Genomic DNA, 11,698 nt, shown 5'->3' with positions numbered 1-11,698 from the left:
GTACCGCTCACGCGGGTTCTTTCTGGGTGTCGTCGGTGAGGGTGGCGCGCAGCGTGGTCTCCACCAGGGCGACGACGTCCTCGGCCGTGAGGCCGGCGGCCTGCGCCCGGTGCAGCCACGCCACGAGGTCGTCGCGCAGCTCGGCCTGGTTGGGCAGGGACGCGCCGGCCAGGGTGCGCTGGACGAACGTGCCCACCCCGGGTCGGCCGCCGACCAGACCCTCGATCTCCAGCTCCCGGTACGCCTTCAGCACCGTGTTCGGGTTGATCGCCAGCGACTGGGCGACGTCCCGGACCTTCGGCAGCTGGTCGCCGGGCGCGAGCAGGCCGACCCGCAGCGCCTGCTTCACCTGCTGCACGAGCTGCATGTAGGTGTTCACCTTCGACCGGCTGTCCAGCACGAACTCGATCACTCGTGATGATCCTTCCTGTTGTCCTACGACAGTAGGACTAATAGACAGCTTGGTGCGGAGCGCGCCGACTGTCAAGCGGCTCGGCCGCCCTGACACCCCCGGGCCAGGGATTGGCACCGACGGGTCACCAGTCCGGGAAGAGAACGGGCACGCGATCCGTGTGGAGGGGGAGGTGCTCGATGGTCACCAGCGAACTCACGACGCCGACGGCGACGCCGTTGCAGGTCGCCCGCGCCCGAGGTCGGGTACGCGGGCGGCTGATCCTGCTCGGTCCGGCGTTCGTCGCCGCCGTCGCGTACGTCGACCCGGGCAACTTCGCCACCAACTCGGCCGCCGGCGCCCGCTACGGCTACCTGCTCGTCTGGGTCGTGGTCGTGGCCAACCTGATGGCCATGCTGGTGCAGACCCTCACCGCCAAGCTGGGCCTGGCCACCGGCCGCAGCCTGCCCGAGCTGTGTCGTGAGCGCCTGCCCCGCCCGCTGAACCGGATGATGTGGGTGCAGGCCGAACTCGTCGCGATGGCCACCGACCTGGCCGAGGTGATCGGTGGCGCTGTCGCCCTGTACCTCCTCTTCGGCATTCCGCTGCTGCCCGGCGGGCTCATCATCGGCGGCGCCGCGTTCGTCGTGCTCGCGCTGCGCTCGCGCGGGTTCCGCGCGTTCGAGATCGCCATCACCGTGCTGCTCGGCGTCATCGTGCTGGCCTTCGCGGGCAACCTGCTCGCCGCCGGCTCCGATCCGGGATCCGCCATGGCCGGCCTGGTGCCACGGCTCCAGGGCACCGACAGCGTGCTGCTGGCCGCCGGAATCCTCGGCGCCACAGTCATGCCGCACGTCATCTACGTGCACTCCGCGCTGACCTGCGACCGCATCCCCGCGACCGACGACGCCGAGCGTCGTACCCTCTTCCGCGGCCAGCGCACCGACGTGCTGCTGGCCCTGACGGCGGCCGGCGCGGTCAACCTCGCCATGCTGCTGATCGCCGCGGCCAGCTTCCGGGGCGGCGGCCCGGTGGGCGCCGACAGCCTGGAGGGGGTGCACGCCGGCCTCGGCCAGAGCATCGGCACCGCCGCCGCGTTCGGGTTCGCGGTCGCCCTGCTGGTCTCCGGGCTCGCCTCCACGAGCGTCGGCACCTACGCCGGTGAGGTGATCATGCAGGGCTTCCTGCGCCGCCGGGTCCCGCTGCTGCTGCGTCGACTTGTCACCCTCGTGCCCGCGCTGGCAGTGCTCGCCATCGGCCTCGACCCCACCCGCGCCCTGGTGCTGTCACAGGTCATTCTCAGCTTCGGCATCCCGTTCGCGCTGATCCCGGTGGTCGCCTTCACCCGCCGCCGCGACCTCATGGGCAACCTCGTCAACCACCCGCTCACCACCGCCGCAGCGGCCCTGGTGGCCGTCCTGGTCGTCGCGCTCAACGCGTTCCTGCTGTGGCAGGTCGTCGCCGGCTGACCCGGCCGGTGACGTCGCCGCCGGTAGCGGCCCCACCAGGGCGCGACCGCTCCACTTTCAACGGGTGAGCGTTGTCGACGCAGCGAACGCCGTGCTCGGGATGCCGACGTGACCGACGAAATGAGGCCCTACCTGCAGAGAGCGGGGGTGTGCGGCTCGGCCTCACTCATCGCGCCGCATGACGAAGTTATACGAGAGGATCACCACGGCCAGCGCGCCACCGAACGCGGCACCTGCGGCGATGACGGCCTCACCCGTGCTCTGCTTGGTGGCCCAGTTGATCCAACCCACTGCCATGCCGACCAGGCTCGCCGCCAGTACGGCGACGACCAACAGCAGTACGCGGGTGGCGACGTTCTTGCCCATCGAGGGGTGTACCTCCGTGTAGACACAATGATCCCTTATGGATCCCGCGTCCCCTACGGGAAGGCTTCGCCTTGCTTCGCAAGATGTCAGTCGCCAATGGTCGGTGTCAAGCGTTTGCGGCTATCGCCAACAAAGCTCCGACCAGTCGCCAAGGGGGTGCGATAGGTCCCTTCGGGCGAGTCGGTCCCGCCCGAACAGCGTCGAATGCGGGCAGGGGCGGATCAGCGAGGCCGCTCGTTCTTGCGGGCCGAACGCCAGGAAGCCCCCGCACTCGTCCGAGTTTTCCCTCTTGGTGAGACTTCGCGAGGCCGGGAGGCCACGCCTGCCAATTCGCAACCGATTCACAAGAAGCCGGACGAACTCCGCGACGGTGCAGTGCCGGGCCGGGCCTCTTTCGTGTCACGGCGACCACGGGGACGGGCGGACGCGGCTACTCGTCCTCGTCCACCGGGCGGGGGCGTCGGTGTTCGGCGATGTACTTCTCTACATCAGCCTTGAGCCAGATCGAACCGACCGACAGCCGGGCGTACGGAGCCGGGAAGTGTGGCGACTGCTGGATCTGGCGGAACCGTGAGCGGCCCACCCCGAGCATCGTCAGGACCTCGCCCGCCGCGACAAGTTCGCCCGGTCCATTTGCCATGCGAACGAAGGTAGACCGGCCCTGGCGGGTTAACATGAGCGCGCTCAGGTAAGCGCGCTAAGGTTGACAGGGGGAAGCGTTCAGGGTGAGATCCGATTACGCCCCGTCGCCGCTGGAGGCGGACCGGCGGCGACGGGTGCCCCATCCGACACCACCCTCGGAGGCTGGAGTGGAACAGGAACAAGAGGTAGAGCGGTTGAGCCAGCTTGAGGCGTCACTCCTGGTTGCTCGGCGAGGGCTGTTCGACGCCCGGGGCCGGCTGGCCGCCATCGCGCGAATGACCGAAAGACTCGAGCGGGTCCGACGAGCACCTGGCGTCATCTTCGGAACCGTCAACTCGGTCATTCACATCCAGTCGACGGCCCTACGCTGGCCTGGCCCATGGTCGCCGGTCCGCTACCGGGGGGTTCAGCAGTGAGCGGCCAACGGCATGCCCCGGTCCGGCCGTTCTGGTTCTGCGCCTCCTGCGTGCGCCCTTGGCCGTGCGAGCAGGCGAAAGTCGAACTCGTGGCCGACTACTCGGACGAGCCGAAGCTGCTCGGGGTGGACATGGCCGACTGCCTGGCTGAGGCGAGCCGGGACCTGACCGACCTGTACTGGACCGGACCCGACCCGGTGGAGCATTACGTCCGGTTCTTGGGCTGGGTCAAGCAGGCGTTGGCCGCCCACCCACCCCGTGACCCCGGTGAATCCCACCGGTTCTGAGCGACGGGCCCCACCCGTCGGTCGGGGGCACCGCCGTATGCGGCAGGCAGTCCCCAACGGCGCAAGGGCGCGACCGACGGGTCGGGTGCGGCTGGTCGCGGGCGGAGTTCCTCAGGCGGGGTGTCACCGGCGCGCGGTCAGGTGCGGCGACCCTCGTCGCGCGCGGGGATCTCCTGACGCTGTTCGAGGGCGTCCGCCGGGTTGGCGTCGGCCGGCAGCGACGTGACCTCCTCGAGCGTGCCCGCCGGCAGGGCGCCCTGCTCGGCGAGGTCGGCCTCGGACGCCTCCGGGTCGACGTCGCCGGACACCCGGTCCGGTGGGCCGACGTCGAACGCGTCCTGCCGCTGCTCGGCGGCGTCCGCCTCCGGAGGGGGAATCGGGTCGCCCTGATCATCCCGGTACGTGCTCATTGAAAGCCTCCTGCCCGGCGGGCGTCGACATGTCGCCGGGCCGCTGCCTACCCGCCGTCGTCGCGCTCACGCCTGCCCCACCACCCAGGCGGCCACGGCCTCGACCGTGTCGGGATGCGTCGCCAACAGGGCTGCCGCGCCGCTCGGAGCGGCGGGGGCGTCGGCGACCGGTGACCAGCCGCCGTCGTGGCCGAGCAGCGCGGCGATCGCGTCGACCGCCTCCGGATGCCCGGCGAGGAGGACGCCCACCCGCCGGCGTGGCGCTTCGACGGCGCGCTTGTCGTCCACCCCCGGGCCAGGCGGGGAGGCCGCCCACGGCGGCACCCAGGAATCCAGCTCCGGCAGCGTCTCCGGAAAGGTGCGCCCCGCTTCGCGGATCAGCAGCGGGACCAGCTCCGGCCCCTGGTCCCGCAGTGTCGTGATCAGGGTCGGCAGCCACGGCAGCAGCACCGGGTCGGGTAGCCGGGCGAAGGCCGTGGACATCGTCTCGACGACGAACGGCGCCAGCGCGGGCACCGGCTCCAGCGCGTGCACGAACCCGGCCAGATACTGCGGGAAGGCCGGCACCACAAGCGGGTTGGCCAGCAGCTCGGCACACCGGGCCCGCAGCTCGGCCAGCGGCAGCAGGCCGAGCTGGTGTCGGCCCGCCCAGAGCAGGGCGACCTTCGCGGGTGCCGTCGGGTGCGACTGCCCGACGGCCAACTCCAACTGGGACCGGTCACAGCCCAGCGACAGCGCCAGACCCTCCATCGAGAACAGGAAGCCGAGCATCGCGCCGACCTGCCGGACCCCCGTCTCCTCGGCGACGACGGCGGTCGGCAGCAGGGTGCAGTAGTGCGCGTACCCGGTGGTCACGAACGCCGCGCACCACTGCGGAAGGGACGGCGCGGTGGCCCGGTAGTGGGCCAGCAGGCGCCGGATGCGGCGCAGCACGTCCGGGGCGTCGTCGACGGTGCGCTCGGCGGCGAGCAGGTCCACCGCACGCGCCCCCAACTCGTCGACCAGGCGAGGGCTGTCGAGCAGCCGGATGGCGTCCTCCACGGCGGCCAGCGCGCCCGAGGCGGTGGCGTCGGGGCCGCGTACCGCACGCCGCAACCGCTGCTCCAGGACCTGCTCGACGGTCACGCCCTCGTAGCCCAGCTCGATGAGCGCCCGCTGGTGGCGGCCGAGCGCCAGGTCCCAGCTCTCCTGGACCGAGCGGTGCCCGAGCCGCCGTTCGCCCATGATCGGGCGGACCGCGGCCGGTGGCAGCAGGTGCCGCAGGATCCACAGCAGGTCCGAACAGCGGCCCAGTTCCGGCTGGGCGGCCAGATCCAGCAGCGCCCGCTGCACCGTCCGCTTCTCCAGGGCCAGGCCGAGGGGCTGGAGCCGATCGAGCACGTCGCGGGCCAGCGGCGGAAGGGCGTCGTAGCCGACCTGACCGATCCGGTCGCCGCCCAGCAGGATCTCGCAGAGCCGCCGGACGTCGCGGCGGCCGGGCACCACGTCCTTCTCGATGCAGGTGACCGCCGCGTCGGCGAAGTCGTACGGGGTGGGCCGGGCCCGGTTGCGCAGGCCGGCCAGCAGGACCGAGGTCTCGAAGACGGCGATCGCGTCGGCGGTGCTGGCCAGGTATCCGTTGCGCCGGGCCAGCCGGACGATGTCCACGCACCAGCCGCGCAGCTCCGCCTCGTCCAGGCCGTCCAGGTCGGGCGCCGCGGCGAGGAAGCCGGTGAGCCGGTCGCTGACCGGCCCGACGGGGGAGGGCGCCGTCGTGGTCCGGCCCCGCCGCCCCCGGGTGGTCGCGGAACGCTGGCCGTCCAGCCGGTACGGGGACAGCCCGTGCCGGCTCACCGCCTTCGTCCAGGTCGCCGCCGCGATCGACACCGAACCCGGCGCCAGCCCGAACTGGGCCTCGATAGCGGAGTGGCTGGACGGGATCAGCCCGTACCGCCAGCGGGTGTCGGTGCGCGGCGTGATCTCGAAGTCGGCGGCTGTGGAGTCCAGCCCGAACTGCTCGACGCGGCTGGCGGCGTGGAACGCGCCGCAGACGTAGAGGCAGTCGGCCGGATCGACGCCGGAGGTGGCGAGGTGCTGACGCATCCGCGTCCACATGTACCGCTCGCGGTCCTCGTCGCGATCCCGCCGATCCGAGCCGGTCGGGCGCAGCCGCCGGAACAGGCTGCCGATCAGCACCATCACCTGCCGGTAGGTGTCGTGGTCGGCGTCGGCCAGTGGACGTTCCACGTACTGGTCCCACCACTCCGACCAGTGCCGCACCTTGCCGTGGTGCAGCAGGTACGCCTCCAACTCCGCGAACCCGGGCCGCAGGTCGCCGATCTCCACCCCGACGGCGTCGCCGTGCAGCCCGGACTCCTCGCCGGTGGCGGTCGGCCCGATCGCACCGCCCTCGTCGGCCGGTTCGGCGGCGCCGCTCCCAGCTGTCTGCTGGTCGCGCGGCGACCACTGGAAGACGTGGTCGGTGGAGCGGTCGACGAGCACCAGCTCCACGCCTGGGGTCTCCAGCGCGTACGCGATGGCCTGGTATTCCGCCGACGCCTCGGTGACCGGCGCGACGACGCTGAGCGGCCCCCAGTCGGCGGGAAAGCCGGACAGCTCCGAGGCGAACGCCTGCACCGCGACGGGCAGACGGCAGTTGCGCAGCTCCCCGAGCAACGGCTGAAGATCTTCGCACAGCTCCAGGTAGATCACCCGGGGCTGCTTGGCCCGCAGCCGGCGCACCATGGCCAGCGCGGAGGCCGGTGAGTGGTGGCAGACCGGGAAGATCTCCAGCCGTTCGCCGAGCGCCCGGTCGACGTCGTCGACGATGCCGGCGAGGATCGCGCCGAGCGCGTCGGCGGAGCCCGTGAACGCGGCAGCCGCGTCGGTCAGCTGCCCGCGGAGCGCGCCGAACGGGCCGGCGACTGTGGACGCGGTCACGACAGGGACGCGATCGCCTGACGACCGCCGTCGAGGAAGCCCGCCCACCCGTCGTCGTCCTTGCGGGCCCGCGGCTCCACCACGCCGTGCAGGTACTTGTTGAGGATCGCCAGGTCCTCCGGGCTGCGCCGGGCCAGCGACCCGACAAGCGATCCGGCGAGCGTCGCCGCGCGCAGCGTACGGTCGCCGAAGAACTGGCTGTGCAGGATCGCGTCCTCCAGCACACCGATCTGCTCGGCGGTGGACAGCGCCGACTCCAACTTCTCGTCGTCGCTTGTCGCGGCGGCGGCGCCGGCACGCAGGTCGGCGAAGCTCTGCAACAGGATGTCCAGGAGGGTGGGCGGCACGTCCAGCTCGATGTGGTGCCGGCGCAGCAGCTCCTCGGTGCGGAACCGGACGATCTCCGCCTCGCTGCGCTTGTTGGTCACCACCGGAATCCGCACGAAGTTGAACCGCCGCTTGAGTGCCGAGGAGAGGTCGTTGACGCCCCGGTCCCGGCTGTTGGCTGTCGCGATGATCGAGAAACCGGGTTGGGCGAAGACGATGTTGTCCTGGTCCAGCTCGGGGATGGCGACGTACTTCTCGGACAGGATCGAGATCAGGGCGTCCTGCACGTCGCTCGTGGAGCGGGTCAGCTCCTCGAAACGCCCGACCACCCCACGTTCCATCGCCGTCATGATCGGCGATGGGATCATCGACTCCCGGGACTGACCCTTGGCGATCACCATGGAGACGTTCCACGAGTACTTGATGTGGTCCTCGGTCGTGCCCGCCGTGCCCTGCACGACAAGTGTCGAGTTGCGGCAGATCGCGGCGGCCAGCAGCTCGGCCAGCCAGCTCTTGCCGGTGCCGGGATCGCCGATCAGCAGCAGGCCCCGGTCCGAGGCGAGGGTGACGATGGCCCGTTCGACGAAGCTGCGGTCGCCGAACCACTTCTGCGGGATCTCCCGGGACAGGCCGTCGGCCCGCTCCGAGCCGAGGACGAACAGCCGGACCATGCGCGGGCTCAGACGCCACGAGAACGGCTTCGGGCCGGTGTCGACCGACTCCAGGAAGTCCAGCTCGTCGGCGTACGTGACCTCGGCAGGGGCGCGCAGCATCTCGGACATGAGGGGTTGCTCTCCTAGGTGAGGAAGTTCTTCAGCTCGACGACGAGCTTGCGGATGTGACCGGAGATGACCGGGGTGCCCTGGTCCTTCAAGCGTTGCCGGAACCAGGGGTTGACGCTCTGCTGGCCGGAGCTGCTGACCGAGCCGACCGGAATGACCTTGACGCCGGAACGGTGGACGGCCTGGAGCCCCTCGAAGACCGCCTGGTGGTTGACCTCGTAGAAGTCGGAGATCCACACCAGCACCGTGTTCTTCGGCTCGGCGATCTTGGGCCGGGCCAGCGCCAGCGCCGCCGTGCCGTCGGTGCCGCCACCCAACTGGGTACGCAGCAGCACCTCGAACGGGTCGTGCACCCACGGCGTGAGGTCCAGTGCCCGGGTGTCGTACGCGACGAGATGCACGTCGACCTTCGGCAGCCCGGCGAAGATCGAGGCGAGGATCGTGCAGTTGACCATCGCGTCGACCATCGAGCCGGACTGGTCGACAACGACGATGAGCCGGGACGGCGTCGTACGCCGGGCGGTGTGCCGGTAGTAGAGGCGGTCGACGTAGAGCCGCTCGTCGTCCGGGCTCCAGTTGGTCAGGTTCTGCCAGATGGTCCGGTCGAGGTCAAGGTTGCGGAACACCCGCTTGGGCGGCACCGACCGGTCCAGCGTGCCGACGCTTGTCTGTTGCACCTGCGTCCGGAGCACCTCGGCGACCTCGTCGACGAAGCGCCGGATCAGCGCCTTCGCGTTGGCAAGCGCCACACCGGACAGGTTGGCCTTGTCGCGCAGCAACTGCTCGATCAGCGACATGCTCGGGGTCAGCTGGCTGGCCAGCGCGGGGTCGGCCAGCACCTCCCGCAGGTGCATCCGCCGGACCAGGTCGCCCTCCAGCCCGGCGAGGGTGCCGCCCAGCCCGCCGCCCTGGCGGCGCAGCTCACCGGGCTCGCAGCCGAGGGCCTGCTCGAACCAGCCGGCGTCGGACTGCCAGCGGGCCAGCTGGGTGGCGCTGACCGGACCGGATCCGGTGGCGAACACGTTCAGCAGCACCTTCGACACCAGCGCCGCCCGGCGCACCTCGGCCGCACCCGGCCGGTAGGCCGAATCGTCGCCCGCCCGCCCGTCGGGCCCGGTGCCCGCCGGCTCGTCCGGTCCGGTGCCACCCGGCTCGGCGGCGTGCGCCTCGCCGACACCCGGCTCGGCGCGACCCGAATCGGCGGCGTGCGGTTCGTCGCCATCCGACCCGTCGCCATCTGGCTCGCCGGTGTCCGGCTCGGCGGCGTGCGGCCGGCCGTCGGTCGGCCGGGCTTCGGCGGAGGTGAGCAGGCCGCGTAGCTCTGCCGCGAGCCCTGGGAAGCGCTGCACGATGGTGTCCACCGAGACCGACGGGTCCAACAGGGCGGCGGGCAGCCCGAGGTCGTCGACCACCGCGACACTCGCCGACTCCAGGCCGGGCTGCTCGTCGCGGTCGAAGAGGCGGGACAGCAGCCGCCAGTAGAGGACCTGGCGGCGGTTGGCGTCGGCGAACCCGCCGGTGGGGATCGGCGCGGTCATCGGCGCAGCAACCGTCCCGCGCGCTCGCGCAGCACGGCCACGGCGTCGCCCGCCCGGGCCTCCTCCTTGGCGGTCTTCGGATCGGTGACGCCGCACGCCCAGTCGCCGTTGTGCGCCTGCACCGTCCGCCGCTTGACGGTGGCCCGCACCCCCAGCGGCTGGAGCAGCCAGCGGCCGTCGTCCCAGCGCAGGAGACCCAGGCAGGCCGACGCGGCGGCGACCAGGTCGGCGGTCAGCGGGCCGGCGGCCGGCAGCCGGTCGACGGCCAGGGCGACCCGTTCGCCGTCCACCTCGACGCGGAGCGTGCCGTCCTCGTCGCGGACCGCGGCACCCTCGACGAGCACCGGCTCGGCGATGCCCGTCGGGTGCCTGTCGAGTGGGTCGCTCGCGACGCTGCTCGCGACCGGCAGCAGCACCCGGGCGGTGGCGAACGGGTCGGCCGGCTCGTCGAGCTGGACCCGGTCGTCGACCCAGCCCAGGTCGCCACCGCGCAGCGGCAGATCGGTCACTGTCAGCGCCCGCCGTTCGGCCAGCGCGGTGAGCAGCAGCGGGTGTGCCGACAGCAGCCGCCAGATCGCCGGACCGACTATCGTGTCGACCTTCGCGGCGGCGACCCCCGTACGGACCAGCAGCGCCGGCCCGCCGTCCGCCGGCTCCAGGACGGCGTGCACCTGGACCTGCACGGCGGTGTCGTGGCTGTGCACGTCCACGCCGAGCGGCAACAGCCGCCCGGAGACCGTCGATGCCTCGCCGGTCGGCGGTGTGCCCTGGGTGAGCAGGACGCCGCGGGCCCACAGGTCGGCCCAGCGACGGGCTGGCACCTGCGCCATGGTGGCGACCGGCACGCACGCCCGCAGCTCCGCGGCGAGGCCGTCGAGCAGCACCGCGATCCGGCGCAGCTCCGGCACGGCCAGGCAGGCCTCGACCACCCCGGCGGCGGCGGAGAGCAGCTCGTGGTCGACGCCACGCCAGCCGGTGACCGCCACCTCGTGCCACCAGGCCCGTGCTCCGGCGAGCGCGGGCGGCGCATCGGAGGGCCCGGCGGTCGGCGTCGTCCACGGCGACCTGGGGCGGCCCGACGCCTCGTCGAACTGCCCGAGCAGGGCGTCGTGTGCCGCGCCGAGCAGCGCCGAGCGTGCCCCGGCCAGCGCGGCGAGGTGCTCCGGGTCGGCCGATCCGGCGGTGACCGCGTCGACAGCGGCGGTCACCGGCCCCGCCAGTGGCGTGCCGGCCAGCGCGTCGGCGAGCGCGGCGAGCGCCGCGCCGCCGCGCTCGCCGATCCGACCGAAGCCGTCGGCGAGGGCGTCGTCGAAGCCGGCGACCACGTCGAGCGCGTCGCTCAAGCCGGCCGGAACCGTGTGCAGGCGCGCGACCTGGGCGCCGCGCATCAGCGGCCCGCCCCGGTGGCCGGGAACCAGTGCAGCTCGGGCAGCGCGACAGTGCTGACGGGCAGCTCCAGGTAGGAGAGGTGGCGCAGGAAGCGACTGAACACCACCGCCGCCGAGGCCGGCTCGGGCTGGCCGTCGAGTCGGGCCAGCAGCTCGGCGCCGTCGGCCAGCCCGTCGCCGACGTCGACCCGCAGGTAGCGGGCCACCCGGTCGACGCCGTACTGGAGGACCGCCTCGTCGGCGAGCGCGTGCAGGTGCTTGCACGGCATCCCGCGCAGGCCGCCGCACGGCCTGTTGTTGTTGGTGCTGCACTGGTAGGCGTGGGTGCCGGCGGCGACCGACGAGACGTAGACCCGCTCGACGTCCGACCCGCTGGAGACCACGCCCTGCAACCGTCCGTTGGCAAGCTCGACGAAGGGCACCTTGGCCAGCTTGCGCGGGCGGGCGGGCGGCATCACCGCCACCACGCTGCGCCGCCGCCAGTCGGCTCCGTCGGCGTTCGTCACGTCACGGCCTCCCACATCGACAAGAATCCAGGGTGGTACGCACGCCGGCCGATGCCGGCGGCGCTACGACGACACGATCATGGACCACGGGTACGACAGATCCGGTGGCGGTGCCGGCCCCCGAGAACCCTTCAGCGCAACATGCGCGGCGGGGGCCGCGGGCTCGACGCCGGTCCACCGCACGCCGGGTCGGCGGCGCGGATGTCGTCGGGTCCGCGCGGATGGTCGTCGCCGCTGGTCGCGATCGGCCAGGATGG

10 protein-coding genes and 2 pseudogenes are annotated in these 11,698 nt (G+C 72.2%); 2 read left to right on the top strand and 10 right to left on the bottom strand.

Annotation, left to right across the window (positions count from 1 at the left end):
- Positions 1-7 precede the first annotated feature (7 nt).
- Positions 8-412 carry a GntR family transcriptional regulator gene (locus OOJ91_RS30360; protein ID WP_266250362.1) on the bottom strand — a complete coding sequence of 135 codons (405 nt, stop codon included), beginning with the start codon at positions 410-412 and terminating at the stop codon, positions 8-10.
- Between the two features lie 179 nt (positions 413-591).
- Between OOJ91_RS30360 and OOJ91_RS30355 the strand changes: the two genes are divergently transcribed.
- Positions 592-1,860, top strand: coding sequence for an Nramp family divalent metal transporter (locus OOJ91_RS30355; protein ID WP_266250360.1), 1,269 nt, complete (start codon positions 592-594; stop codon positions 1,858-1,860).
- 162 nt (positions 1,861-2,022) lie between these two features.
- On the opposite strand, the gene OOJ91_RS30350 is transcribed toward OOJ91_RS30355, so the two are convergent.
- Both OOJ91_RS30350 and OOJ91_RS30345 read right to left on the bottom strand, forming a co-directional pair.
- A complete protein-coding gene (locus OOJ91_RS30350; protein WP_266250358.1) occupies positions 2,023-2,226 on the bottom strand; it encodes a hypothetical protein in 204 nt (67 codons plus the stop codon).
- 430 nt (positions 2,227-2,656) lie between these two features.
- On the bottom strand, positions 2,657-2,866 hold the full coding sequence (locus OOJ91_RS30345; protein ID WP_266250356.1) for a helix-turn-helix transcriptional regulator: 210 nt from the start codon (positions 2,864-2,866) through the stop codon (positions 2,657-2,659).
- 507 nt (positions 2,867-3,373) lie between these two features.
- Here OOJ91_RS30345 and OOJ91_RS30340 point away from each other — a divergent pair.
- Complete coding sequence (locus tag OOJ91_RS30340; protein WP_266250353.1) at positions 3,374-3,571, top strand: hypothetical protein; 198 nt, start codon at positions 3,374-3,376, stop codon at positions 3,569-3,571.
- A gap of 137 nt (positions 3,572-3,708) precedes the next feature.
- Here the strand turns inward: OOJ91_RS30340 and OOJ91_RS30335 are convergent, their stop codons facing one another.
- The 7 genes and pseudogenes from OOJ91_RS30335 to OOJ91_RS30310 form a co-directional block, all read right to left on the bottom strand.
- Positions 3,709-3,981, bottom strand: a complete 273-nt coding sequence (locus OOJ91_RS30335) for a hypothetical protein (protein WP_266250350.1) — start codon at positions 3,979-3,981, stop codon at positions 3,709-3,711.
- A 66-nt stretch (positions 3,982-4,047) separates the two neighbouring features.
- Complete coding sequence (locus tag OOJ91_RS30330; RefSeq protein ID WP_266250349.1) at positions 4,048-6,900, bottom strand: DUF5682 family protein; 2,853 nt, start codon at positions 6,898-6,900, stop codon at positions 4,048-4,050.
- A complete protein-coding gene (locus OOJ91_RS30325; RefSeq protein ID WP_266250346.1) occupies positions 6,897-8,009 on the bottom strand; it encodes an ATP-binding protein in 1,113 nt (370 codons plus the stop codon). Before OOJ91_RS30325 ends, OOJ91_RS30330 begins: the two co-directional genes overlap by 4 nt.
- 14 nt (positions 8,010-8,023) lie before the next feature.
- Positions 8,024-9,085: pseudogene (locus OOJ91_RS30320) on the bottom strand (VWA domain-containing protein); the annotation flags it as partial.
- Positions 9,086-9,289: 204 nt separating this feature from the next.
- Positions 9,290-9,547: pseudogene (locus tag OOJ91_RS34445) on the bottom strand (VWA containing CoxE family protein); the annotation flags it as partial.
- On the bottom strand, positions 9,544-10,935 hold the full coding sequence (locus OOJ91_RS30315) for a hypothetical protein (RefSeq protein ID WP_266250343.1): 1,392 nt from the start codon (positions 10,933-10,935) through the stop codon (positions 9,544-9,546). The pseudogene OOJ91_RS34445 and the gene OOJ91_RS30315, both read right to left, overlap by 4 nt.
- Positions 10,935-11,402: a hypothetical protein gene (locus OOJ91_RS30310; RefSeq protein WP_266251491.1), complete on the bottom strand. Its 468-nt coding sequence runs from the start codon at positions 11,400-11,402 to the stop codon at positions 10,935-10,937. Before OOJ91_RS30310 ends, OOJ91_RS30315 begins: the two co-directional genes overlap by 1 nt.
- Positions 11,403-11,698: the final 296 nt, after the last annotated feature.

The organism is Micromonospora lupini (assembly GCF_026342015.1).
GTDB lineage: Bacteria > Actinomycetota > Actinomycetes > Mycobacteriales > Micromonosporaceae > Micromonospora > Micromonospora lupini_B.
The sequence above is the reverse complement of the archived record's forward strand: the minus strand, read 5'-3'. Positions and strand labels throughout refer to the sequence as shown.